The 24,257-nt window shown below is 69.3% G+C and carries 25 protein-coding genes; 12 read left to right on the top strand and 13 right to left on the bottom strand.

The genetic code is table 11. The features are described 5' to 3' along the window. From paaX to ACFOGJ_RS24950, 7 genes are all read left to right on the top strand, one after another. On the top strand, nt 1-985 hold a 985-nt coding region (gene paaX, locus ACFOGJ_RS24980; protein WP_379905767.1), incomplete at its 5' end, for a phenylacetic acid degradation operon negative regulatory protein PaaX. Nucleotides 986-1,075: 90 nt separating this feature from the next. Next, a complete protein-coding gene (paaA, locus tag ACFOGJ_RS24975) occupies nt 1,076-2,074 on the top strand; it encodes a 1,2-phenylacetyl-CoA epoxidase subunit PaaA (protein ID WP_379905765.1) in 999 nt (332 codons plus the stop codon). A gap of 12 nt (nt 2,075-2,086) precedes the next feature. Further along, entirely contained in the window at nt 2,087-2,374 is a 288-nt protein-coding gene (gene paaB / locus ACFOGJ_RS24970) for a 1,2-phenylacetyl-CoA epoxidase subunit PaaB (RefSeq protein WP_379905763.1), read from the top strand. Between the two features lie 31 nt (nt 2,375-2,405). Further along, nucleotides 2,406-3,185, top strand: a complete 780-nt coding sequence (paaC, locus tag ACFOGJ_RS24965) for a 1,2-phenylacetyl-CoA epoxidase subunit PaaC (RefSeq protein ID WP_379905761.1) — start codon at nt 2,406-2,408, stop codon at nt 3,183-3,185. A 6-nt stretch (nt 3,186-3,191) separates the two neighbouring features. Beyond that, on the top strand, nt 3,192-3,698 hold the full coding sequence (gene paaD / locus ACFOGJ_RS24960; protein ID WP_379905759.1) for a 1,2-phenylacetyl-CoA epoxidase subunit PaaD: 507 nt from the start codon (nt 3,192-3,194) through the stop codon (nt 3,696-3,698). A 16-nt stretch (nt 3,699-3,714) separates the two neighbouring features. Next, entirely contained in the window at nt 3,715-4,785 is a 1,071-nt protein-coding gene (paaE, locus tag ACFOGJ_RS24955; RefSeq protein ID WP_379905757.1) for a 1,2-phenylacetyl-CoA epoxidase subunit PaaE, read from the top strand. A gap of 55 nt (nt 4,786-4,840) precedes the next feature. Further along, nucleotides 4,841-5,476 carry an exopolysaccharide biosynthesis protein gene (locus ACFOGJ_RS24950; RefSeq protein ID WP_379905755.1) on the top strand — a complete coding sequence of 212 codons (636 nt, stop codon included), beginning with the start codon at nt 4,841-4,843 and terminating at the stop codon, nt 5,474-5,476. A gap of 3 nt (nt 5,477-5,479) precedes the next feature. Here ACFOGJ_RS24950 and ACFOGJ_RS24945 read toward each other — a convergent pair whose 3' ends face one another. The 7 genes from ACFOGJ_RS24945 to ACFOGJ_RS24915 all read right to left on the bottom strand — a co-directional run bounded on the left by ACFOGJ_RS24945 (nt 5,480) and on the right by ACFOGJ_RS24915 (nt 12,885). Next, complete coding sequence (locus ACFOGJ_RS24945) at nt 5,480-7,030, bottom strand: acyl-CoA synthetase (protein WP_379905753.1); 1,551 nt, start codon at nt 7,028-7,030, stop codon at nt 5,480-5,482. A 15-nt stretch (nt 7,031-7,045) separates the two neighbouring features. Then, nucleotides 7,046-8,284 carry a thiolase family protein gene (locus ACFOGJ_RS24940; protein ID WP_379905751.1) on the bottom strand — a complete coding sequence of 413 codons (1,239 nt, stop codon included), beginning with the start codon at nt 8,282-8,284 and terminating at the stop codon, nt 7,046-7,048. A gap of 14 nt (nt 8,285-8,298) precedes the next feature. Next, nucleotides 8,299-9,000 (bottom strand): ABC transporter ATP-binding protein, encoded by a 702-nt coding sequence (locus tag ACFOGJ_RS24935; protein ID WP_379905749.1) that lies wholly within the window; start codon nt 8,998-9,000, stop codon nt 8,299-8,301. Continuing rightward, nucleotides 8,997-9,767 (bottom strand): ABC transporter ATP-binding protein, encoded by a 771-nt coding sequence (locus ACFOGJ_RS24930; protein ID WP_379905747.1) that lies wholly within the window; start codon nt 9,765-9,767, stop codon nt 8,997-8,999. Before ACFOGJ_RS24930 ends, ACFOGJ_RS24935 begins: the two co-directional genes overlap by 4 nt. After that, complete coding sequence (locus ACFOGJ_RS24925; RefSeq protein WP_379905745.1) at nt 9,764-10,705, bottom strand: branched-chain amino acid ABC transporter permease; 942 nt, start codon at nt 10,703-10,705, stop codon at nt 9,764-9,766. Before ACFOGJ_RS24925 ends, ACFOGJ_RS24930 begins: the two co-directional genes overlap by 4 nt. A 59-nt stretch (nt 10,706-10,764) precedes the next feature. Then, a complete protein-coding gene (locus ACFOGJ_RS24920; RefSeq protein WP_379905743.1) occupies nt 10,765-11,622 on the bottom strand; it encodes a branched-chain amino acid ABC transporter permease in 858 nt (285 codons plus the stop codon). A gap of 78 nt (nt 11,623-11,700) precedes the next feature. After that, nucleotides 11,701-12,885 carry an ABC transporter substrate-binding protein gene (locus ACFOGJ_RS24915; RefSeq protein WP_379905741.1) on the bottom strand — a complete coding sequence of 395 codons (1,185 nt, stop codon included), beginning with the start codon at nt 12,883-12,885 and terminating at the stop codon, nt 11,701-11,703. 381 nt (nt 12,886-13,266) lie between these two features. Here ACFOGJ_RS24915 and ACFOGJ_RS24910 point away from each other — a divergent pair, with 381 nt between their 5' ends. The 3 genes from ACFOGJ_RS24910 to ACFOGJ_RS24900 all read left to right on the top strand — a co-directional run bounded on the left by ACFOGJ_RS24910 (nt 13,267) and on the right by ACFOGJ_RS24900 (nt 15,239). Continuing rightward, nucleotides 13,267-13,908, top strand: a complete 642-nt coding sequence (locus tag ACFOGJ_RS24910) for a TetR/AcrR family transcriptional regulator (RefSeq protein ID WP_379905739.1) — start codon at nt 13,267-13,269, stop codon at nt 13,906-13,908. A 71-nt stretch (nt 13,909-13,979) separates the two neighbouring features. Then, nucleotides 13,980-14,789, top strand: a complete 810-nt coding sequence (locus ACFOGJ_RS24905; RefSeq protein ID WP_379905737.1) for a 2-keto-4-pentenoate hydratase — start codon at nt 13,980-13,982, stop codon at nt 14,787-14,789. A 3-nt stretch (nt 14,790-14,792) separates the two neighbouring features. Beyond that, complete coding sequence (locus tag ACFOGJ_RS24900) at nt 14,793-15,239, top strand: VOC family protein (protein ID WP_379905735.1); 447 nt, start codon at nt 14,793-14,795, stop codon at nt 15,237-15,239. Between the two features lie 440 nt (nt 15,240-15,679). On the opposite strand, the gene paaK is transcribed toward ACFOGJ_RS24900, so the two are convergent. From paaK to ACFOGJ_RS24880, 4 genes are all read right to left on the bottom strand, one after another. Next, on the bottom strand, nt 15,680-16,990 hold the full coding sequence (gene paaK, locus ACFOGJ_RS24895) for a phenylacetate--CoA ligase PaaK (RefSeq protein ID WP_379905733.1): 1,311 nt from the start codon (nt 16,988-16,990) through the stop codon (nt 15,680-15,682). A gap of 17 nt (nt 16,991-17,007) precedes the next feature. Continuing rightward, nucleotides 17,008-17,475: a hydroxyphenylacetyl-CoA thioesterase PaaI gene (gene paaI, locus ACFOGJ_RS24890; protein WP_379905731.1), complete on the bottom strand. Its 468-nt coding sequence runs from the start codon at nt 17,473-17,475 to the stop codon at nt 17,008-17,010. A 2-nt stretch (nt 17,476-17,477) separates the two neighbouring features. Then, a complete protein-coding gene (gene paaG, locus ACFOGJ_RS24885; protein WP_379905729.1) occupies nt 17,478-18,260 on the bottom strand; it encodes a 2-(1,2-epoxy-1,2-dihydrophenyl)acetyl-CoA isomerase PaaG in 783 nt (260 codons plus the stop codon). 97 nt (nt 18,261-18,357) lie between these two features. After that, nucleotides 18,358-19,962: a calcineurin-like phosphoesterase C-terminal domain-containing protein gene (locus ACFOGJ_RS24880; RefSeq protein WP_379905727.1), complete on the bottom strand. Its 1,605-nt coding sequence runs from the start codon at nt 19,960-19,962 to the stop codon at nt 18,358-18,360. 193 nt (nt 19,963-20,155) lie between these two features. Here ACFOGJ_RS24880 and ACFOGJ_RS24875 point away from each other — a divergent pair, with 193 nt between their 5' ends. Then, nucleotides 20,156-20,920, top strand: coding sequence for a 3-hydroxyacyl-CoA dehydrogenase (locus ACFOGJ_RS24875; RefSeq protein ID WP_379905725.1), 765 nt, complete (start codon nt 20,156-20,158; stop codon nt 20,918-20,920). A gap of 226 nt (nt 20,921-21,146) precedes the next feature. Here the strand turns inward: ACFOGJ_RS24875 and ACFOGJ_RS24870 are convergent, their stop codons facing one another. Then, nucleotides 21,147-21,602: a hypothetical protein gene (locus ACFOGJ_RS24870; RefSeq protein ID WP_379905723.1), complete on the bottom strand. Its 456-nt coding sequence runs from the start codon at nt 21,600-21,602 to the stop codon at nt 21,147-21,149. 71 nt (nt 21,603-21,673) lie between these two features. Between ACFOGJ_RS24870 and ACFOGJ_RS24865 the strand changes: the two genes are divergently transcribed. After that, entirely contained in the window at nt 21,674-22,657 is a 984-nt protein-coding gene (locus ACFOGJ_RS24865) for an NADPH:quinone oxidoreductase family protein (RefSeq protein ID WP_379905721.1), read from the top strand. A gap of 238 nt (nt 22,658-22,895) precedes the next feature. Here ACFOGJ_RS24865 and ACFOGJ_RS24860 read toward each other — a convergent pair whose 3' ends face one another. Continuing rightward, nucleotides 22,896-24,149 carry an acyl-CoA dehydrogenase family protein gene (locus tag ACFOGJ_RS24860; protein WP_379905719.1) on the bottom strand — a complete coding sequence of 418 codons (1,254 nt, stop codon included), beginning with the start codon at nt 24,147-24,149 and terminating at the stop codon, nt 22,896-22,898. Nucleotides 24,150-24,257 lie beyond the last annotated feature (108 nt).

Here is a 24,257-nt window from a genome sequence, read left to right as displayed (position 1 = left end):
CCCCCGCCCCCCCCCGCCGCCGCCGGCAGCGCCGCCCGACACGCTGCCCGACGCACAGATCGACGTGATGCTGCAGGACGCGCGGCGTTCTGGGCGGCTGCGCGCCGGTTCCTTCATCATCACCACCTTCGGCGACGTTGTGGCGCCCCGCGGCGGCACCGTCTCCCTGGCCAGCCTGATCCGTTTCCTGCAGCCGTTCGGGATCAACGACAGCCAGGTCCGCACGGCGGTCTCCCGGCTGGCCGCGGACGGCTGGCTGCAGGGCCAGCGCCGCGGCCGCAACAGCTTCTACGGCCTGACGGAGCCCGGCGCCCGCCGCTTCGCCGCCGCGACCCGCCGGATCTACGATGCCGGCGAACTGGAATGGGAAGGCCGCTGGCAGGTGGTGATCTATCCCGATGGCGGCCCGGCCCGCGATGCCCTGCGGCGGGAGCTGGGCTGGGCCGGCTTCGGCGCCCTGGCGCCGGGCCTGTTCCTCCACCCGAACCCGCCGGAGGGTGCCGTGCAGGCGGCCCTGGAAGTGCTGGACCTGACCGGCCGGGCGGTGGTGATCGACGGAAGGCGCGGCCAGGACGCCCTGCCGGAGACCCTGCACCTGACCGCGCAGGGCTGCTGGGCGCTGGACGGGGTGGCGGAGGCCTATGCCGCCTTCGCGGAGCGCTTCGCCGCACTTGCCGCAAGCCTGGCCGGAGACGGGCCGTCGCAGCCGCCGGCCAGCCTGCCGCATCCCGCCGCCGCCCTGCAGGCCCGGGTGCTGCTGATCCACGATTATCGCCGGGCGCTGCTGCGCGACCCGCTGCTGCCCAGCGACTTCCTGCCGGCGGACTGGCCCGGCCATGCCGCACGGCAGCGGGCGATGGCGATCTACCGCGCCCTCGCCCCCGCGGCGGAGGCCGGCATCGATGCGCTGCTGACCGGTCCGGACGGCCCCCTTCCCGCGCCTTCGGCTGCGTTCCGTCAACGCTTCGGCGGGCTGGCCGGATAAACCTCCGCCCGATCGCCAATATGTCACGCGCTCAGTCTTGAAAATCTTTCATTCTGTGACATAATCAGAAGCATAACGGGAGGAAGATCGATGACCCCTGCGCAGATCCACGAGCTTCACGGCGAAGCGGCGGACCCGACCCTGGAGGAACGGCGCACGGCGCGGTTCCAGGCCCGCATCGATGCCGACGAGAAGATCGAGCCGGTGGACTGGATGCCGGAGGCCTATCGCAAGACCCTGGTCCGCCAGATCTCCCAGCACGCCCATTCCGAAGTGGTCGGCATGCTGCCGGAGGGCAACTGGATCGGCCGCGCCCCCAGCCTGCGCCGCAAGGCGGTGCTGCTGGCCAAGGTGCAGGACGAGGGCGGGCACGGCCTCTATCTCTATGCCGCGGCGGAGACCCTTGGGGTCAGCCGGCAGGAGATGGTCGAGCAGCTGCTCTCGGGTGCTGCGAAATATTCCTCGATCTTCAACTACCCCACCCTGAGCTGGGCGGATATCGGCGCGATCGGCTGGCTGGTCGACGGTGCGGCGATCATGAACCAGGTGCCGATCTGCCGCTGCTCCTTCGGGCCCTATGCGCGCGCCATGCAGCGCATCTGCAAGGAGGAGAGCTTCCACCAGCGCCAGGGCTACGAGATCATGCTGCAGCTCAGCCGCGGCACGCCCGAGCAGAAGCAGATGGCGCAGGACGCGCTGGACCGCTGGTGGTGGCCGTCCCTGATGATGTTCGGCCCGCCGGACGGGGAGAGCCAGCACGGCGCCCAGGGCATGGCCTGGAAGATCAAGCTGTTCGGCAATGACGAGCTGCGCCAGAAGTTCGTCGACGTGACCGTGCCGCAGGCCGAGTATCTGGGCCTGACCATGCCGGATCCCGACCTGCGCTTCGACGAGGCGGCGGGCCATTACCGCTTCGGCGCGATCGACTGGGACGAATTCAAGCGGGTGGTGAAGGGCGGCGGCCCGGTCGCCCGCGACCGCATGAAGGCCCGCCGCAGGGCCTATGACGACGGTGCCTGGGTGCGCGAGGCGGCCCTGGCCCATGCCGAGAAGAAGCGCGCCCGCCGCGCCGAGAAGATCGCCGGCTGAGGGAGGTCCATCATGTCCGCACAGGAATGGCCGCTGTTCGAGGTCTTCATCCGCTCCCGCAACGGGTTGAGCCACAAGCATGTCGGCAGCCTGCATGCCGCCGATGCCGAGATGGCGGTCGAGAATGCGCGCGACGTCTATACCCGCCGCGGCGAAGGCGTCTCGATCTGGGTGGTGCCGTCGGCGTCGATCACCGCCTCCGACCCCGGCGACAAGGAAACCCTGTTCGAGCCGACGGCGGACAAGATCTACCGGCATCCGACCTTCTACCGGATCCCCGACGAGGTGAAGAACATCTGAGCCCCTGGCGGGTGCGGAAAGGACCTTCGACATGGCCGATACCGACCTTGCCGACCGCCTGAAGGCGGAACGCATCGCCCTCGCCCTTCGGCTGGGCGACACCAGCCTGATCCTGGCGCAGCGGCTCAGCGCCTGGTGCGGCCATGCGCCGGAGCTGGAGCTGGACCTGGCGCTGTCCAACGTCGCGCTCGATTTGCTGGGCGAGGCGCGGATGCTGCTGACCTATGCCGGCGAGCTGGAGGGCAAGGGCCGCGACGAGGACCGGCTGGCCTATTTCCGCAACACCCCGGAGTTCCGCAACGTCCTGCTGGTGGAACAGCCGAACGAGGATTTCGCCGTCACCATCGTGCGCCAGTTCCTGTTCGACGCCTGGCACCTGGAGCTGGCGACGGCCCTGACGGGGTCCGCCGATCCGCGGCTGGCGGAAATCGCCGCCAAGACGGTGAAGGAGGCCCGCTACCACCGGAAGTTCTCCACCGACTGGATGATCCGGCTGGGCGACGGCACGGCGGAGAGCCACGACCGGGTGCAGGCGGCGCTGGACGACCTGTGGATCTATACCGGCGAGCTGTTCGTCAGCGATGCGACCGACGCCGCGCTGGCGGCGGCCGGCATCGCCCCCGACCCGGCTTCGCTGGAAACGCCCTGGCAGGGCTTCATGGATGCCGCCCTGGCGGAGGCCACCCTGGCCAAGCCGCAGGGCGCCTATATGCAGGCGGGCGGCCGCGACGGCCACCACAGCGAGCATCTGGACTATATCCTGGCGGAGATGCAGGTGCTGGCACGCGCCCATCCGGACGCCCGCTGGTAGAAGCCGATGGCCACCGCCACCACAGCCGGCGCGGGCGCCCTGGAACGGGCGCAGGCGGCGATGGCGCAGGTGCGCGACCCCGAGATTCCGGCCCTGACCATCGCCGAACTGGGCATCCTGCGCGAGGTGGCGGAGCGCGACGGCGGCATCGTCGTGACCCTGACCCCGACCTATTCCGGCTGTCCCGCCACCGCGGCGATCGAGATCGAGGCGCAGACCGCGCTCGCCCGCGCCGGCCTGCCGGACGCGCAGGTGCGCACCGTGCTGTCGCCGGCCTGGACCACCGACTGGATCACCGAGGAAGGCCGGCGGAAGCTGACGGAAGCCGGCATCGCGCCGCCGCAGAAGGCCGCCGGCAAGGCGGCTCTTCTGGGCCTGGACCCGGAGATCGCCTGCCCCCATTGCGGCCATGCGGAGACCGAGAAGCTGAGCGAGTTCGGCGCCACCGCCTGCAAGGCGCTGTACCGCTGCCTCGGCTGCCGCGAGCCGTTCGAATATTTCAAGTGCATCTGAGCCGAGGGGCCCGCTTATGCTGCAGTTCCATCCCCTGACGATCGCCGCGGTGGAGCCGGAGACCGAGGAGGCCGTGCGGGTCACCTTCGACGTGCCGGCCGACCTGGCCGACGCCTACCGCTTCGTGCAGGGCCAGCACCTGACCCTGCGCACGGACCTGGACGGCGAGGATGTGCGGCGCACCTATTCGATCTGCGCCGGCACCGACGAGGGCCGGCTGCAGGTGGCGATCAAGAAGGTGGACGGCGGCCGCTTTTCGACCTGGGCGAACGCGGCGCTGAAGCCGGGCGACGTGCTGCAGGTGCTGGAGCCGACGGGCCGTTTCCACACCGTGCTGGAGCCCGAGGCGCAGCGCACCTATGTCGCCTTCGCCGCCGGCAGCGGCATCACGCCGATCCTGTCGATCATCCGCTCCACCCTGGCGACCGAGCCGCACAGCCGCTTCACCCTGTTCTACGGCAACCGCACCACCGCCGGGGTAATGTTCCGCGAGGCGCTGGAGGACCTGAAGAACCGCTTCATGGGCCGGCTCAGCCTGTTCTACCTGTTCAGCCGCGAGCCGCAGGACACCGAGCTGTTCAACGGCCGGCTGGACGCCGGCAAGGCCCGCGCCTTCTGCCGCGGCCTGATCAACCCGCAGGCGGTCGACGCCTTCTTCCTCTGCGGCCCCGGCGGCATGATCGAGGAGGTGAAGACCGTGCTGGCCGAGGCCGGCGTGCCCGACGAACGGATCCATGCCGAGCTGTTCCTGACCGGCCCCGCCGCGCCGCCGCCGCGCCGCACCGAACGCCCGGCGCCCGCAGGCGGCACCGACGTCACCGTCTGGCTGGACGGCCGCGCCACCCGCTTTGACCTGTCCGACCCGGACGCGACCCTGCTGGACGCCGCGCTGGCGGAAGGCATGGACCTGCCCTTCGCCTGCAAGGGCGGCGTCTGCTGCACCTGCCGGGCGCACCTGCGCGAAGGCGAGGTGGAGATGGCGGCGAACTATTCGCTGGAACCGCACGAGGTCGAGGAGGGCTTCATCCTGACCTGCCAGGCCCGTGCCCTGTCGAAGACGGTCGTCGTCGACTTCGACAAGGTCTGAGCCGCGACCTCGCGACCCTTGCCCGCCGCTTCGGCGCCGGCCCAGACTGGCCGGCATGGATGCGGCGTCCGACATACCGGGTCACCGGCCCACCTCCGAGGTGCTGTTCGCGCTGCTGGACGGCGCGCCGGCGGAGCGGGTCAGCGTCGGCTGGCTGATTGCCAGCCTGAAGGACCGTTCCTTCGGCATCGTCATGCTGCTGATGGGCCTGGTGGCCCTGGTGCCCGGCGCCTCCACCTTCATCGGCCTGCTGCTGGCGATCCCGGCGATCCAGATGATCCTGGCGCGCCGCGGGCCGGTCTTCCCCGCCTTCATCGCGCGCCGCACGGTGTCGACGGCGCGGCTGGCCTGGCTTATCGCCCGCATCGGGCCGGTCCTGCGCTGGCTGGAGCGGCTGATCCGTCCGCGCTGGAGCACGCCGTTCGAGGCCACGAAGCGCATCATCGGCGGCGTGCTGCTGCTGCTCGGGCTGCTGCTGCTCTCCCCGCTGCCGTTCAGCCATGTCGTCCCGGCGCTGGTCATCGTCCTGATGTCCTTCGCCTATCTGGAGGAGGATGGGGTCGCGCTGTGCATCGCCCTGGTTGCCGCCCTGGCGACATTCGCCTTCGTCGGGGCCACTGTCTGGGCCACGGTGAAGGGGATCGATTTCCTCGACCCGGCGGCACTGCCGGCCGTGACTCCAGGTGCCTGAGCCTCAGATCGCCCGCTCGCGCCCAGCCCAGAAGGTTTCGCGGATATCCTTCTTGCGCACCTTGCCGACGGGGCTGCGCGGCAGGGTCGGCCAGAACTCGACCGACTTCGGCGCCTTGACGCTGCCCAGCGCGGCCTTGCAGAGCGCGATCACCTCCGCCTCGTCCAGGCTCTCGCCCGGCTTCAGTTCCACCACTGCCTTGACCGCCTCGCCCCATTTCTCGTCGGGCACGCCGATCACGGCGCAGTCCTGCACGGCGGCATGGCCCCAGATCACCTGCTCGATCTCGCTGGGATAGACGTTGAAACCGCCGGAGATGATCATGTCCTTCTTGCGGTCGACGATGTAGAGGTAACCGTCTTCGTCCATCCGGCCGATATCGCCGGTATGGTGCCAGCCATGGGTGGAGACCTCGGCCGTGGCTTCCGGATTCCGGTAATAGCCGGGCATCACCAGGTTGCCGCGCACCACGATCTCGCCGCGCTCGCCCGGCGGCAGCAGTTGCCCGTCATCGTCCATGATGGCCACCCGGGTAAAGAGGGTGGGCCGGCCGCAGCTCGCCAGGCGCCCCTCCCGCTCCGCATCGCCCGCCACCAGATGCTCCTCCGGCGACAGGTAGGTGCAGAGCATCGGCGCTTCCGCCTGGCCGAAGGTCTGGCACATCACCGGCCCGAACACCTCCAGGCACTGCTTCAGCTTTTCCACCGACATCGGCGCGGCGGCATAGATGAAATATTCCAGGCTGCCGAAGTCGTAGTCGGCAATGCCGGGATGGGAGAGCAGGCCGTAGATCGCCGTCGGCGGCAGGAACAGGTGGGTGACCCCTTCCTCCTGGATCGCGCGGGCGACCGGCTCCGGATCGAAGCGCGGCAGGATCACCTGGGTCGCGCCCACGGCCATCAGCAGCAGCGCCAGTCCGCCGGCGGCATGGGTCATCGGCGCCGCCACCAGATGCACCGGCGGCTTGCGCACGGGCATGCAGGTGAAGAAGCTCGCCAGCATCACCTCCCAGACCTGGTTGGTCCACATCACCCCTTTCGGCCGACCCGTGGTCCCGCCGGAGGAGAAGATCGAGGCCAGGGTGTCGCGGTCGCCGGGAATGTCCGGATCGGTATCGGCCGCATCGCCGATCCAGTCCGCCAGCGCCGGACCGCGGCCGCTGCCCGCGTCGATACAGACATAGAGGCGGATCTTCGGGCAGCGGGCCGCCAGCTCCTCGACATCCGCCTCGAAGTCGCTGTGGTAGAACAGGATCTCGACATCGCAATTGTCGAGGATATAGGCGTTCTCCGGCACCGCGTTGCGGGCATTGGTCGGCGCCCAGACTCCGCCGGCACGGAGGATCCCCAGCACGCATTCGAAGGCGGCCGCGCCGTTGCCGCTGTAGACCGCCGCCTTGGCCTGCGGCCGCAGCCCGTCGCGGATCAGCGCATTGCCGATGCGGCAGCTCTGGCGCTGCACCTCGGCATAGCTGCGGCTGACCTGGCTGTCCTTCAGGCAGACCCGGCCCGGGTCCAGCGACACGCCACGGTCGAAGAAGTCGATCAGACGCATGGTGATCCCTCCGCCTCAGCCCCGTTGCAGGATGGTGATGCAGGCGGCGGCCTCCTCGTAGCCGGCAAAGCCGCCGCCATTTTCCGCGATCGCGGTTCGGGCGCCTTCGACCTGGCGGGGGCCGGCTTCGCCGCGCAGCTGGGTCACCAGCTCGTGTACCTGCGCCAGTCCGGTGGCGCCGATCGGGTGGCCGCGGCACTCCAGTCCGCCGGAAGGGTTCACCGGGATCCGGCCGCCGATGGCGGTGGCGCCTTCGGCGGTCAGCCGGCCGCCCTCGCCGATGCCGCAGAAGCCGAGCGATTCCAGCTGCAGGATTTCCGCGAAGGCGCTGGCGTCGTGCACCTCCGCCACATCCATGTCCTCCGGCCCCAGCCCCGCCTTGTCGTAGGCGGTGTGGGCAGCCAGACGGGTGATGTGGCGGTCGAATTCCTCCGGCCCGCGGCCGCTGCCGGAGCGCAGGACGGACGCGGCCACCCGCACCGCGCGGTCGAGTCCCAGCGCCCTGGCCTTCGCCGCGGAGCAGACGATCGCCGCCGCACCGCCGTCGCTGATCGGCGCGCACATCGCCAGGGTCAGCGGCCAGCAGATCTCGCGATCCGCCAGAACCTCCGCCGCCGTCATCGGCCGGCGGTACTGGGCATTCGGATTATGCTGGGAATGGGTATGGTTCTTGGCGGAGGCGATGGCGATCTCTTCCTGGCTCAGCCCGAAATGCTTCATGTGATGGCGGGCAAGTGCCGCATAGACGTCCATGAAGACGCTGCGCTGGCCGTCTGTCCCGCCGGCGCCGGGCGGCAGCGGCAGATCGCGGCCCAGCGCCGTCAGGCGGGCGATCGTCTGTTCCGCTTCGTGAACGTCCCAACCGCCGTCGAAAACGGCGAAGGAGCGTGCGCGGTCCGCGGAATTCATCTTGTCCACCCCCACCGCCAGCGCGACCTCGCCCTGGCCGGATGCCACGAAGGTGCATGCGGCGTTCAGCGCCGTGCTGGCGCTGGCGCAGGCATTTTCCACATTGGTCACCGGCAGGCCGGCGAACCCGGCCGAGGCGAGGGCGATCTGCCCGGGCACCAGGTACTGCCCCTCGACGGCGGCCTGCGCGGCATTGGCGAAATAGGCGGCCTCGATATCGTCGCGCCGCAGCCCGGCATCCTCGAGTGCCGCCGAGACCGCGTCCCGCGTCAGATCCTTGACGGACCGGTCGGCGAACTTCCCGAACGGCGTGATCCCCACGCCCACGACATAGACCTCGGTCATGCTTTCTCCGATGCTCACAGGCTGATCATCGCCTCGACCCGGGTCCGGTCCGCCAGCAGCGCCTCGGTGCCGCCCTCCCACTGGATCCGGCCGTTGTCGATGACGTACTGGCGCTGCGCCAACTGCAGCGGCACCTTCAGGTTCTGCTCCACCAGCAGGATCGCCACGCCTTCGCGGTTGATCTCCGCCATGGCCGCCACCAGGTCGCGCACGATCAGCGGGGCCAGCCCCTCCGTCGGCTCGTCCAGCAGCAGCAGTCGCGGGTTGGTGAGGAGACCGCGGCCGACCGCCAGCATCTGCTGCTCGCCGCCGGACAGGGTGTCACCACGAGAGGCCGCCCGCTCCTGCAGGCGCGGAAACAGGCCGTAGATCCGCTTCAGGTCCCAGGCCCCCCTGCGGCCCATCACGGTGGCGATCCGCAGATTCTCCTCCACGCTCAGGCTGGCGAAGATCCGTCGGTTCTCCGGCACGAAGGCGATGCCCATACGGCCCAGCGCCTCCGGCGGGCGGCCGGTCTCGTCCGCCCCTTCGAACAGCCGGGTGCCGCCGCGCAGGGGCAGCAGGCCGATGGCGGCCTTGATCAGGGTGCTCTTGCCGGCGCCGTTGCGGCCGATCAGCGAGACGATCTCGCCCTCACCCACGGTCACCGTGACCCCGTGCAGCGCCTGCGCCTTGCCGTAGAAGACGTCGCAGTCCCGCATTTCCAGGAGGCTCATTCGCCGTCTCCCAGATAGGCGCTGCGCACACGCGCGTCCTCGCGGATCGTCGCCGGCGGGCCGGCCGCCAGGATCTGCCCGCCGAGCATCACGACGACCTCGTCGGAGATATCCATGACGACATCCATGTTATGCTCGATCAGCAGCACGGTGCGCCCCCTGGCGGCGCGGCGTATCAGGTCCACGGCGCGGGCCGCATCGCCATGCCCCACCCCGGCCAGCGGCTCGTCAAGCAGCAGCACCTTCGGGTCACTGAGCAGAGCCAGCCCGACCTCCAATGCGCGCTGGTCGCCATGCGACAGGTTCGCCGCGTCGACATGGCCGAGCGACCCCATGCCGATATCCTCCAGCACCCGTTCCGCCTCCAGTGCGATGCCGCGGAAACCGCCGACACCCCGCCAGAAAGGCTGCAGGCGATAGCGGTGCGCCTGCGCTGCCAGTCGCAGGTTCTCCAGCACCGTCATGCCGGGAAAGATCTGCGTGATCTGGAAGCTGCGGCCCAGCCCGGCGCGGGTCCGCGCGTGCGGCGGCAGCGCCGTGATGTCGCGGCCCCCCAGGGCGACCCGTCCGCGGCTCAGTCTGGCGCGCCCCGACAGCGCATTCATCAGGGTCGTCTTGCCGGCACCATTGGGGCCGATCAGGCTGTAGAGGCGGCCGGGCATGAAGTCGCAGGAGACGCCGCTGATCGCCTTGAAGGCACCGTAGGCGACCTCCACATCGCGGCAGGCGAGGGCCGCGGTGCCGGCGCCGCTGTCCAGCACGCTCATCGGCGGCCCTTTCTGGCGACCAGCTGCCGCAGCTGCGGCACCAGGCCGGCCAGGCCCTGCGGCAGGAAGATCGTGCAGAGGATGAAGACCAGGCCCAGGATGCCGTACCAGTGCGTGGTCGCGGTGGACAGCCATTCCCGCAGCACTTCGAACAGGGTGACGCCCAGGACCGGCCCCAACAGGGTGCCCATGCCGCCCAACAGCACCATGATCACCACGTCGCCGGAGGTGGTCCAGTGCAGCATCTGCGGGCTGACATAGAACATCAGGGAGGCCAGCAGCGCGCCACTGACTCCGGCATAGATGCCGGAGACGATGAACGCCGCCTTGCGCAGGTGCCCGACATTGAAGCCGATCTGCCCGGCCCGCACCTCGTTCGCCTTGATCGCGCGCAGGGCCTGGCCGAAAGGCGATATGCGCAGGATGCCGGCCACCGCCACGGCCAGGAGGAACATTCCCAGCAGGAAGAAGTAGTAGTTGCCGTCGTCGAAGAAATCGACGCCGAACAGGTCGGGCCGCGGCACCCCGGACAGCCCGTCCACGCCGCCCGTCAGGTCGCGCAGCTTGCTGCTGGCGAGGATATAGACCAGCTGCGCCAGGGCCAGGGTCAGAAGGGCGAAGAACAGCCCCGCCACCCGCATCGCGAAGAAGCTGAACAGCAGTGCCATTGCGCCGCCGACAAGGCCTGCGGCGCCAAGTGCGGGCAGGTAGTCCCAGCCGAGGCGGGTGGTCAGCAGGGTCAGCGCGTAGGCGCCGGTGCCGAACAGGGCGGCATGGCCAAAGGAGAGCATGCCCGCCATGCCGAACACCAGGTCGTAGCCGATGGCGAAGATCGACCAGATCAGGATCAGGTTGACCAAGTGCAGGGCCTGACTGCCCGGCAGGAACAGCGGCGACAGCACGATCACCGCGACGACGACGGCGAGGGTCGCGGGCACCAGGGCGGCCCGCCTCGGCGCCGCCCCCGAATCCGCCCCCGGGCCTGGCCGAAAGGCGTTCATGCCGTGCGCCCCTTGCGGCTGAAAAGCCCTTCCGGCCGCAGGACCAGGGTGGCGATCAGCAGCACGAAGGTCAGGAAGTCGACCCAGTCGGGCGCGTAGGAATAGCCGATCGCCCGGGTCATGCCGATCAGCAGCGCCGCCATGATCGCACCGCGGATATTGCCCAGCCCGCCGACGATCACGACGATGAAGCAGTCGATGATCACGCTGAAGCCCATGCCCAGTTCGATCGGCAGCAGCGGCGCGGCCACCACGCCGCCCAGGGCGGCGAGCCCGGCGCCGAAGGCGAAGACCAGGGTCCGCATCCGCGAGACGCTGATCCCCAGGGTGCGCACCATGTCGGGATCGCTGCTGGCGGCGCGGATGACGATGCCGTAGCGGGTGCGGTCGAGCAGCAGGAAGAGCCCGGCGGAGACAAGTGCCCCGAAGCCGATGATGAACAGGCGATAGGACGGCACGGAGGAACCGAACAGCGCGACGGGCTCCGAGAACAGCTCCGGCGGCGACATCTGCTTGTAATCCAGCCCCCAGAAGATGCGCACCGCCTCTTCCAGCACCAGGATGAAGCCGAAGGTCAGCAGCAGCTGGTAGACATGGTCGCGGTCATAGACCGGGCGCAGCGCGACCCGCTCCATCGCCGCGCCGACACCGGCGGCGATCAGCGGCGCCAGCAGCAGGCCGACCCAGAAGCTGCCCGTCATGACGGTCGCCTGATAGGCGAGATAGGCGCCCAGCATGTACAGCGAGCCATGGGCGAAGTTGATCACCCGCAGCATGCCGAAGATCAGGGTCAGCCCCGCCGCCAGGAGGAAGAGCAGGAGCCCCATGGAGAGGCCGATGACGATGGTGGACACGGATCGCCAGTCTGATCAGGTTGGAGCTGCGGACCGGGCGGCCAGGATTGCCGGCCGCCCGGTCGTCGCTATGGCAGGTCAGCAGGACGGGAACAGCACATCGGGCTGGAACACGTCGGTGATCTTCATCGTCAGCTCCGGCAACGGCGGCTCTCCCTTCACCACCTCGCCCCAGAGGCCGACCTGCATCGCCTGATGGTCGCAGGCCCGCATCACCTTGGTGCCTTCCAGCGAATTCTCCCGCGTCGAGCCGGCAAAGGCGTCGATCCAGGCCTCCTTGTCCCAGGAACCGGTCTCGTCGATCACGTCCAGGAACCAGCTCATGCCGTCATAGGCTTCGCCGGCGAAGCTGTTCGGCCATTCGCCGTACTTCGCGCGATAGGCCTCCACGAAAGCCTTGTTGGCGGGGACGTCGTAGGAGAAATGGTAGCGGACACCGGAGTTCGCACCGACCGAGCCCGGCCCGACCGCGGCGGCCAGCAACTCGTCCTGCAGCACAGGGCCGAACAGCAGCTTGTCCTTGTTCAGTCCCGCCTGGGCGGCCTGCTTCAGGAAGGTGACGGCATCGCTGCCGGTCACGATCAGCACCGCTGCTTCCGCATCGCTGTTGGCGATCTTGTCGATGATGACGGAATAGTCGCGGTTGCCGAGCGCGGGGAAATCCTCGCCCACGATCTCGACCCCCAGCTCCTTCATCTGGTCGCGGTAGTACTCCCAGCCCGCGCGGGTCACCGCATAGTCGGCGCCGACGCCGTAGACCTTCTTCAGGCCGCGCGCCTTGGTGAACTCCACCGCCATCCGCAGTTCCATGCCCAGGGTATTGGAGGTGCGGAAGGTGTATCGCGAGCCGTCCGACCGGGTGATCTTGTCGTCCGCAGAAATCGTCACCAGCAGCGGCACCTTGCGCTGGTCCACCAGGCCCTGCAGCGCCACGGTGGAGGCCGAACTGACCGCGCCGAATATCATGTGCGCACCGTCGGCCAGCAGGCGCGAGGCCTTCTGCACCGCCGGCTGCGGCTTGGTCTCGCTGTCTTCCCAGGTCACTTCGATGGGCTTGCCGAGGACGGTCCCGCCACGCTGCTCGATGGCCAGCTCCACGCCCCGCTTCATGCTCTCGCCGATGATTCCGTAGGGGCCGGAGAACGACACCACCGCACCGATCTTGAAGGCATCGGCCTCTTCGGCCTGGACCGGCTGGTGGATGGCGGCTGTCGCCAGGGCGGCACAGGCGGCGCCGATGATGGCACTGCGAACGCGTTTCATGCTTCCTCCCGAGGTCGCGGTTGCCGGGGCGCTTACGCGCTCCTTCCGACGTGTTCGGTTATCTATACCGAATGGTAGGTTCTGTCTAACGACTTTATATTTTTACTGACTATCAGGTAGACACTACCCCGGTGAGCGGCTGGAAGCGGCTGCGCGGCAAACTGGCAATGCGACAGTGCCTGCGCTACGGATGAGTCCGGTTCCACTTGCCCGCCCCCATCTTCCGTGGAGATCCGTGCAACCATGACGTTGTCCCCCGCCTCCAGGCCGGACCAGCCGGCGAAGCGCAGTCCGGCAGAGAAGAAAGCGCGGGGAAAGCAGGCTGGAGAGAAGCAGGCGGGGGGGAAACAGGCGGGGGAAAGGCGCGCCGCGCCGAAGCGCATGGCGGCCAAGGCCTGGCGGGAGGCGGACGACCGCGAAGAGATGCATGCCCGCAAACGGCGGCTGATCCTGGAAGCGGCGGCCCGGGCCTTCGCCGAGAGCGGCTACCACCAGACCTCGATCGACCAGATCGCGGCACGCCTGCAGGTGACGAAGCCGACGATCTACTACTATGTGCGGAACAAGGACGAGATCCTGTTCCAGATCGCCCAGACGGCCCTGGACGACCTGGACGAACGGATCGCCGCCGCGCAGCAGGGCAATGAGACCGCCCTGCAGAAACTGAAGCTGTATTTCCGGATCTATGCCCGGATCATCAACGACGATTTCGGCTATTGCATGGCCTTCGTCTCCGACAATGTCCTGAAGCCGCCGGCCAGGGCGAAGCTGCGCCGCTACAAGAAGGAGTTCGAGCTGCGGGTCCGGCATATCATCGAGGCCGGGCGCCAGGACGGCACCGTGCAGGTCTCCGACCCCCGTCTCTTCACCTTCGCCCTGTTCGGCGCCTTCAACTGGATGCCGCAATGGTATTCGGATGCGGGTGAGGTGGAACTCGACCGGATCGTCGACCACTTCCTGGCGATCTTCTGCGCCGGCGGCATCGCGCCCGGGCGGGCGCCGGACCAGGTGCGCGCGAGGTGACAGGCGCCAGGGCCGATGGCATCGCGGCGGGCGACAGAGCTAGAGTGCGGCAGCCGACTCAAGGAGGATGCATGACCGAGCAGCAGGCGGACGCCGTGGCCCTGGCGGCACGGATCGTGGCCGACCACGCGGCAGCGCGGCCCTTTCCCGGCTACGCGCCAGAGGCGGGCGCCAACCTGGACCTCGCCTATGCGGTGCAGGACCGGGTGGTGGCCGCCTTCCGCGCCGCCGGCCGCGGTGCGCCGGCGGGCTGGAAGATCGGCCTGACCTCGGCCAGCATGCAGGCGTTCTGCAACCTCGACCATCCGCTGGCCGGCGTGATCCTGGACGGCGGCGTGGCGCACAGCCCGGCGCGGCTCTCCCGCGGCGCCTATGGCCGCCTAGGGCTGGAATGCGAGATCTGCCTGCGCACCGCCCGCGACCTGCCGCCGCAAGCCGGTCCCCTGGCGCATGCGGCGGCGGAGGAGCTCGTGGCGTCGGTGGCCCCGGCCTTCGAGCTGATCGACGACCGCGCGGCCTCGTACGACGGGCTCGACGCCTTCTCCATCATCGCCGACAACGGCTGGAACGCCGGCATCGTGCTGGGCGAGGAGCTGGCGGCCTGGCCCGACCTCGCCGCCTGCACCGGCCGGCTGGCGATCGACGGCACGATGATCGACCAGGGCGCCGGCGCCGACGTGCTGGGCCATCCGCTGGCGGCCCTGTCCTGGCTGGCCGCCCATCTGGGCAGCCGCGGCGAGACCCTGCCCGCCGGCAGCCTGGTGATGACCGGCTCCATGGTCCGCACCCAGTTCGCGGAAGCCGGCCGGCACTACACCTTCCAGCTGACCGCCCATGACGGCCGCTCGATGGGCGGCGTCGAACTTCAGGTCGAGGACTGAGCGATGCCGGAGGCCGCGATGATCGTGCCGAACCTGCGGGTCGCCGACATGGCCCGTGCCCTGGCCTTCTACCAGGATTTTCTGGGACTGACCCTTTCCTTCGCCGTGGCGGCGGACCGCAGCATGCTGGCGGAAACCGACGGCAGCGACGCCGTCTTCGCGACCCTGGACTGGAACGGCGCCCGGCTGATGCTGCAGACGGCGGAGAGCCTGGCGGCGGAGCTGTCGGTCTTCGCGCTGGTGGCCGACAATGCGGCGGCGCCGGGCAGCCCCGACGCGGCGATCTATTTCCAGGGCTTCGATCCCGACGCGGTGCTGCAGCGCGTGCCGCCGGAGGCGGTGGTCACCGGCCCGGTCACGCAATGGTACGGGATGCGGGAGCTCTACCTGCGGGACCCGGACGGGCACATCCTCTGCCTCGGCATCGCCGACGGCCCGGCGCCGGGCTGAACGGGCGGTCCCAGAGCACTGCCTGTACAGGTGGAAGCGGTCTTGCCGTCCGATTGGTCATCCCGGCCATAGGCCAGTACTGTCCGGTCGAGCGCGGCGATGGCGCGGCAGGGATTGCCCGCGTAACCCACCGGCGTCACTCGCGGGCTTGTCCCGCGAGTCCATGGTGCCGCCTCTCAATAGACGCCTGCCCTGATTGAGCCTGCCGGCGCCATAGACCACCGGGACAAGCCCGGTGGTGACGAGTTGGGACGGGCAACGACTCTCGTGCCCAACTTCTGTACCTGCCCCGCAAGCCCAGCCACACCCTGACTTGTTGCTTCTGCCGGCTCCGCTCAACCGGCCACCCGGAATGGGTTTCACGGGCGAAGCCCGTGGACGGGTCGAGCCCGAGACCGCCGTGTTTCCAGCCGAACCGGAGGCGCTCTGCCCCCCGCCCGTCACCCCCTGGGACGCAGGTCCACCACCCGCTTCGCCTTGCCCATCGAGCGTTCCACCGTACCCGGCTCTTCCACCGCGACGGCGACGCTGATGCCGATCCGGTCCTTGACCTGCGCCGACAGGCGCTCGGCGGCGGCACGGCGGGCGTCGGAGCCGGCGGCGCCGGCGCGGGCCTCCACCACCACCTTCATGGAATCCATCCGGCCCTCGCGGGTCAGCTCGATCAGGTAGTGCGGGCTGAGGCCGTCGATCGCCAGCACCAGCTCCTCGATCTGGGTCGGGAACACGTTCACCCCGCGCAGGATGATCATGTCGTCGCTGCGGCCGGTGATCTTCTCCATCCGCCGCAGCGACCGCGCCGTGCCCGGCAGCAGCCGGGTCAGGTCGCGGGTGCGGTAGCGGACCACCGGCATCGCCTGCTTGGTCAGCGAGGTGAAGACCAGCTCGCCCATCTCGCCGTCGGGCAGCACCTCTCCCGTCGCCGGGTCGACGATCTCCGGGTAGAAATGGTCCTCCCAGATGTGCAGCCCGTCCTTGGTCTCCACGCATTCGTTGGCGACCCCGGGGCCCATCACCTCCGACAGGCCGTAGATGTCGACGGCATGCATGTCGAAGGCGGCCTGCACCTCCTGGCGCACGCTCTCGGTCCAGGGCTCGGCGCCGAAGATGCCGACCTTCAGCGAGGTCTGCGCCGGATCCGCGCCCTGCGCGCGGAAGGCGTCCAGGATCGCCAGCATATAGCTCGGCGTCACCATGATGATGTCGGGCCGGAAGTCCTGGATCAGCTGCACCTGCCGCTCGGTCATGCCGCCGGAGACCGGCACCACGGTGCAGCCAAGCCGCTCCGCCCCGTAATGGGCGCCCAGGCCGCCGGTGAACAGGCCATAGCCGTAGGCGACATGGACGATATGGCCGGGCCGGCCGCCGGAGGCGCGGATCGAGCGGGCCATCAGGTCCGACCAGACGCCGATATCCTCCGCCGTGTAGCCGACCACGGTCGGCTTGCCGGTGGTGCCGGAGGAGGCGTGGACGCGGCTGACCTGCTCCCGCGGCACCGCGAACATGCCGAAGGGATAGTTCTGGCGCAGGTCGTCCTTGGCGGTGAAGGGAAAGCGCGCCAGGTCGGCCAGGGTCTTCAGGTCGCCGGGATGCACGCCGGCTTCATCGAAGGCGCGGCGGTAATGGCCGACATTCTCGTAGGCATGGGCCAGCGACCATTTCAGGCGGGAAAGCTGCAGCGCCTGGATCTCGTCGCGGCTGGCGATCTCGATCGGGTCCAGGGAGCCGCGGTCGGGTGTCAGGTCCAGCATTGCGTTCCTCCCTCCCTTCAGGTCCCGGCCGCCGCCGGCGCGTCCAGGATCGGGCCGGGCAGGTTGCGGGAATTGCCGCGGAACTCCGCGATCGTGCGCCCGTCCTGGTCGGTGACCGTCACGTCGTAGACGCCGGAGCGGCCGAAGCGCGCCTTCTCCTGCGCGCGGGCGGTCAGCACGTCGCCCTGCTTCGCCGGTGCGACGAAGGTGATGTTGCACATCTGCGCCACGGTCTGACGGTTGTAGGTGTTGCAGGCATAGGCGAAGGCGGAATCCGCCAGGGTGAAGATCAGCCCGCCATGGCAGAGCAGGTAGCCGTTCACCATCCAGGGCGCGACCTTCATCCGCAGCACCGAGCGTCCGGCGCCGACCTCCACCAGTTCGATCCCCATTCCCCCTTGCGAGGAATCGGTCTCCGCCATCTTCGCGGCGCAGGCCCGCGCCAGCTCATCGGGGTCCAGTGCCTCCGGATCGACATCCGTCACGGTCAGCGGCCCTTGAAGTCGGGCTTGCGCTTCTGCAGGAAGGCCGTCACGCCTTCCCGGAAATCCTCCGTCCGGCCGGCCTCGCGCTGCAGGTCGCGCTCCATGTCCAGCTGCGCGTCCAGGCTCTGCGACGGCGCGGCGTGCAGCGCCTGCTTGATCAGACCCAGGCCGCGGGTCGGCGCCTTCGCCAGGCGGCCGGCCAGGGCGGCGGCGTCGCCCGCCAGCGCGTCGTCGGCGGCGACCGCCCAGATCAGGCCCCAGTCCAGCGCCTGGCTCGCGCTGAGCGGCTCGCCCAGCAGCGCCAGCCCCTTGGCCCGCGCCTCGCCCACCAGATGCGGCAGGAAATACGTGCCGCCGCTGTCGGGCACCAGGCCGATCCGGCAGAACGCCTGGATGAACTGCGCGGAGGCCGCGGCGATCACGATGTCGCAGGCCAGGGCCACATTCGCGCCGGCGCCGGCGGCGACGCCGTTCACCGCGCAGACCACCGGCTTGCCCAGGCCGCGGATGCGCCGCACCAGCGGGTTGTAGTGCCGGTCGATGGTGGCGCCCAGATCCATCTCCGCCCCGGCCGCAGCGCTGTCGGCCAGATCCTGGCCGGCACAGAAGGCGCGGCCGGCGCCGGTCAGCAGCACCGCACGGACGGCATCGTCGCTCTCCGCACGCTCCAATGCCGCGGCGAGGGCGACATGCATCTCCTCGTTGAAGCTGTTCAGCTTGTCCGGCCGGTTCAGGGTGATCGTGGCGACCCCGCCATCGACCGCGTAGAGCACGCTGTCCGACATCTTTCCTCCCCCAACACGCTGCCCGTATCGCACCGGCCGTCCTGCCGGGCCTGCGGGCCGGTCCGGACCCCTGGTTACGCGGAAATCGCCGCCTTCGCTAGGGGCCGCTGCGGCTCTCCAGCAGCAGCCGGCCCTCGCCCAGCAGGCGGTCCGGATCGGCCGCCGTCACGGTGACCGCATGCGCGCCGAACGGCAGCTCGCCATAGCCCTCCCCGGGCAGCACCGCCCGCCACAGATGGGTGTTGGGCTGCGGCCGGTTCCAGTCCGGCAGGTCCAGGCGGGAGAAGATCTCGACCGTCAGGGGGTCTCGGTAGCGCACCCGCTCCATCGCCACTTCCGGCCCGTCGCCGATGCGGTAGCGCAGTTCCGTCTGCGGCCCGCCGGTGGCGACATTGGCATAGAGCACGGCATTGCCGCCTTCTTCCGCCAGGAACAGCCGCACCGCACCGAATGCGTCCGTCGGCGCGCCGGGGATCGCCCCCAGCGGCGCGAAGGTCAGCGCAAAGCCGTCCGGCCCCAGCGCCAGCAGGTAGAAGCCGCGCGGCGTGCCGTCCATCTGCAGCGCCACCGGCATGCCTGCGGCATCCTCCGGCCCCGACCACCAGTTGCCCGACACCGTGCCCAGCACCCAGTGCGGGACCGGCGCCTCGGCGCAGCCATCCTCCGCGCCCAGCAGGTGGCGCTCCGCCATGTGCAGATGCCCCGACAGGGTCAGGACATGCGGTCGCCCGCAGAGCAGGGCGACCAGCTCCGCCCGGTTGGCGGTGGAGCGGTGCGGCGCCTCCCGGTCGGCCTTCAGCGGGATATGGGTGGCGACGACGACCGGCATCTCCGGCGGCACATGGGCCAGCAGGTTGGTCACGAAGGCCAGCTGCTCCGGCCCGACGGCACCGTGATAGCGGCCGGCGCCCTTCGGCCGAGCCGGGTCGCCGCCCTCATAGGCGACATTGTCGAGCGCGATCACCAGCGCCGGGCCGGCGAAGAAGGCATGGTCCGGCGGCCCGAAGAAGGCGCGGTAGGTCTCCAGCGAGTGGGAATCGTCGGGGCTTTCGAAGTTCAGTTCGTGATTGCCGGGAACGTGGAACCAGGTCTGCCCGGTTGCGCCCAGCAGCGACAGGTAGCGCGGCAGCAGCGACAGGTCGTCGTACATGATGTCGCCGGCGACCAGGGCGAAGTCCGCCGGCAGGCCGGTGACGCTGCGCAGGAAACTGTCGCGGACGAAGTCCAGCTCGCGATGGTCGCGCGGCTGCGGGTCGGCGGCGACGATGCCGGTGGCGGTTTCCGGCGCGCCGTCCGGTCGCGGCAGCAGCGGGAAGTCGATGCGCTCCGGCAGCGGCCCGGTCGCCGGCTGGCCGGCATAGGTCAGGTCCAGCGCCTCCGGCGTGCCGTCCGGCACGTGCAGGCGGTGGAAGGACGGCAGGCCGTCGGCCCCCATCGGCAGGTCGAAGGCGGCCGGCTTGATCACGAACACCACGCCCGGCGCGGCCACGGGCAGGCTGTAGCGGCCGTCGGCGCCGGTCGTCACCACATCCCGGCCGTTGGAGACCAGCACCCCTTCCAGGCCGGCATCCCCGGTGCCCTGCACGCCGTCGCCATCGGCATCGGCGAAGACGATGCCGGTTGCCGTTTCAGGCGCCGTCTCGGCCGCGGCCGGCAAGGCCGCAAGCAGCAGCGCCGCCGCCCAGGTCGCGCACCACCGCATCGCTTCCTCCATCCCTGCCGCCCCCGGCCGCCCCGGCCGGCTTCACCCTGCGCAATACAGCAGAACGCACCGCTCTTCGACCCCGTTCCCGTTGCCGCGGCAGGTCTGCTAAAAGGCGCGATCCCGGGAAGGGCAGCCATTGCCGGCCGCAGGTCTTGCCCGGAGATCCACACACGAATTGGAGGAGAAGGGCATGAAGCTGGACGGCAGCATCGCCGCCATCGTCACCGGTGGCGCGTCGGGCCTGGGTGCGGCCACCGCGAAGGAGCTGGCCTCGGCCGGCGTGAAGGTCGCGATCTTCGACATGAACGCAGAGAAGGGGGAGGCGGTCGCCAAGGAGATCGGCGGCATCTTCTGCAACTGCAACGTCACCGACGAGGACAGCGTCGTCGCCGCCTTCGAGAAGGCGCGGGCCGCGCACGGGCAGGAGCGGATCCTGGTCAACTGCGCCGGCACCGGCGTGGCGGTGAAGACCGTCTCCCGCGGCCAGCCGCACCCGATGGACATGTACGAGCGGATCATCCAGATCAACCTGATCGGCACCTTCCGCTGCATCTCCAAGGCGGCGGCGGGCATGTCGGCGGCGGAGCCGCTGGACGGCGGCGAGCGCGGCGTGATCGTCAACACCGCCTCGGTCGCGGCCTATGACGGCCAGATCGGCCAGGCCGCCTATTCCGCCTCCAAGGGCGGCGTGGTCGGCATGACCCTGCCGATCGCCCGCGACCTGGCGGCAAGCGGCATCCGGGTCAACACCATCGCGCCGGGCCTGTTCCTGACGCCGCTGTTCGACACCCTGTCGGACGAGGCGAAGCAGTCGCTGGCAGCCTCCGTGCCGTTCCCGTCGCGCCTGGGCGAGCCGTCGGAATATGCCGACCTGGCGCGGCACATCGTGGAGAACGCGATGCTGAACGGCGAGACGATCCGCCTGGACGGCGCGATCCGCATGGCGCCGCGCTGAGCCGGCTCGGCGAAACCTGATGCGGACCTGCCGCCGCGCCGCTCGTCTCCGTCATCCTCGGGCCTGACCCGAGGATCATGGCAGGGCGGTGCGGCGGTCGGGCCGCGCAGTGTCGACGGCGCGTCGCGATCCTCGGGTCAGGCCCGAGGATGACGGAAAGAGGGAGGTGTGGCACTGCCCCCTTCACCGTCATGACCGGCCCAAGGGCCGGTCAGTTCGCGGCGCCCTAGTTCGCAGCAGTCGGGATGTTCGCGTCCAGCAGCTGCGACAGGCCGCGGGCGAGGCGCACCGGGCTGGCCTGGCCGCAATAGATCTCCCGCGTCTCGCCCTCCTGCTCGAAGACGAGCTGGAAGCCGTTCGGGTGGTGGATCACCGTCGCCTTCACCCGGTCCGACAGCACGGTCTGGGTGCGCGACTGGTAGAAGGCGTCGACCAGATAGCGGGTCAGTTCCACCGCCTCCTCCACCTCCAGGTCGGCGACATGGCCGTCGGAGCGGGCATGGTTGTAATGGAAGGCGGCGGCGATCCGGATCCGGTCCTGCAGCCAGCTGAAGACGATATGCGACAGCGCCTTTCCCTGCGGGAACAGGAAGCACTTGTCGTCCATCTCCACATTGACGGTGGTGAGCCGCTTCGGCTGCTGGGGCCGCATCACGACGGGCTGCAGGGTGCGTTCTGTCATGGAATGGGATATTGCAGAAGCCGCATCAGAGATCCAATGGTATTTCGCGCAATCGAGGAGGGAACCGCGCCATGAAGGCAGTGCTGTGCAAGAGCTTTGGACCCCCTGACAGCCTGGTGATCGAGGAGGTGCCCTCGCCGCCGCTGGAGGCCGGCCAGGTGCGCATCGCGGTCCATGCCTGCGGCGTGAACTTCCCCGACACGCTGATCATCGAGAACAAGTACCAGTTCAAGCCCGACCTGCCGTTCTCGCCCGGCGGCGAGATCTCCGGCGAGGTCATGGAGGTGGCCTCCGACGTGACCAACGTCAAGGCCGGCGACCGGGTGATCGGCATGTGCGGCTGGGGCGGCTATGCCGAGGAGCTGGTGATGCCGGCGCGCAAGGTGGTGAAGATGCCGGACGGCTTCGACTTCCCCACCGCCGCCGCCTTCACCCTGACCTACGGCACCTCCTACCACGCACTGAAGCAGCGGGCGGACCTGAAGAAGGGCGAGTCGATGCTGGTGCTGGGCGCCTCCGGCGGGGTCGGCCTGTCGGCGGTGGAGATCGGCAAGGCGTTCGGCGCCCGGGTCGTGGCCGCCGCCTCCTCCGACGAGAAGCTGGAGGTCTGCAAGGCGCATGGCGCCGACGAGGTGATCAACTACACGACCGAGGACCTGCGCGCCCGCGCCAAGGAACTGGGCGGCAAGACCGGCTTCGACGTGATCTACGATCCCGTGGGCGACAAGTATGCCGAGCCGGCGCTGCGTTCCATCGCCTGGGAGGGCCGCTACCTGGTGATCGGCTTCGCCGCGGGCGAGATCCCGAAGATCCCGCTGAACCTGGTGCTGCTGAAGGGCTGCCAGATCGTCGGCGTGTTCTGGGGTTCCTTCACCGAGCGCGACCCGGCGACGAACTTCCAGAACCTGGACGAGATGGCGGAGATGGTGCGCAACGGCACCCTGAAGCCGCACATCTCCGCCACCTACCCGCTGGAGCAGGCGGCCACCGCCCTGAACGACATGAAGGCGCGCAAGGTCACCGGCAAGGTGGTGCTGGTGACGGGACGGTCCTAGAGCTTTCCCAACTCGGGCGGAAGCGGTTGGGCGACCCCGATCGTCATCCCGGACTTGATCCGGGATCCATTCCGCCAGCTTTGCAGCTTCTCAGCGGCTGGCGGAATGGGTTCTCGGGTCAAGCCCGAGAACGACAGATTTTCCATCAAACCTGGGAAGGCTCTAGCCCAGGGGACCTCCGGCAACGGGCTGGGCGGCTGCCGCGGCGGCCGCCCGTTCTGTCATCCCGGCCGCCCTGTCATCCCGGCTTCTTGTTGCGCCCGGTATAGCCCAGCAGGTCGGCCGCCACCTTGCGGATCTGGATCTCCTCCGACCCTTCCGTGATGCGGTAGCGGCGGTGGTGGCGGTAGATATGCTCGAACGGCTTGTGGCGGGTATAGCCGATGCCGCCATGCACCTGCATCGCGCGGTCGGCGGCCTCGCAGGCCAGCCGGTTGGCGCGATAGTTGGCCATCGCGACCTGGTCGGTGACCGCCATGTGATGGTCGCGGTCCAGGTGCCAGGCGGTCTTGTAGACCAGGTTGCGCACCATCTCGCAGTCGGTGTGCAGCTCCGCCAGCGGGAACTGGATCGCCTGGTTGGACGCCAGCGGCTTGCCCCAGACCAGGCGCTGGCGGGCATATTCCGCCGCCTCGTTCACGCAGTACTGCGCCACGCCGAGGCTGGATGCCGCCTGCCGGATGCGGTTCTCGTGCACGAAGGCCTGCGCGCAGGCCAGCCCCTCGCCCTCCTCATGCAGGATCGCGTCGGCCGGCACCCGGACATCCTTCAGATAGACCTCCGGATGGTCGGACGGCATGTTGAAGGTCCACCACATATGGCCGACCTCGAAGCCGGGCGTGTCGGTGGGCACGATGAAGCAGGTGATGCCGCGCGCCTCGCCCGGCTTGCCGCCGGTACGGGCGAAGACCAAGTCGGCGGTCGCGTTGTGCAGGCCGGTGTTGAAGCGCTTCGCGCCGTTGATCACCCAGTCGGAGCCGTCGCGGCGGGCGGTCGTCTCCATCCAGGTGGCGTCGGAGCCGTGGTCCGGCTCCGTCAGGCCGAAGCCGATCCGCTCCCCGCCGGTGATCATGCCCTCGACATAGCGGTCCTTCTGGGCCTGGGTGCCGAAGCTCCAGAACATCTGGACGATCGGGAAATTGCCGACGATGGAGCTTTCGTTCTGCAGGTCGTTGTGCAGGCCCAGCCCCTTGGCCGCCAGATGCTCGCGGATCATCGCCATGGCGAGGTTGGAGCCCGCCTGGCCGCCGATCTCCTTCGGCAGGGCAAAGCGCAGATGGCCGGCCTTGTCGGCGCGGCGCTTCATCTCCGCCAGCAGCTCCTCCCATTCATGGCGGGGCTGGCCGTCATTGTCCCAGTCGGTGCGGGCATGCTCGCGCCGGTGATCGAAGTATTGCGGGTTGGCATCCTCCAGCGGCTTGATCTCGGCTGCGATGAAGGCGTCCAGCTCGGCCAGCTTGGCCTCGATCTCCTGCGGCACGGTAAAGTCCATGGCGTTCCCGCTCCCCTTCGTCCATCTTTGCGACCCTTTTTCTGGCCGTACCTTTGGACCAGAGTACGGGCCGTGGCAATGGGCCAGAGTCCAACGGGCTTTGGCGGG

The organism is Marinibaculum pumilum, from assembly GCF_042646425.1.
Classification (GTDB): domain Bacteria; phylum Pseudomonadota; class Alphaproteobacteria; order Ferrovibrionales; family Ferrovibrionaceae; genus Marinibaculum; species Marinibaculum pumilum.
The sequence above is the reverse complement of the archived record's forward strand: the minus strand, read 5'-3'. Positions and strand labels throughout refer to the sequence as shown.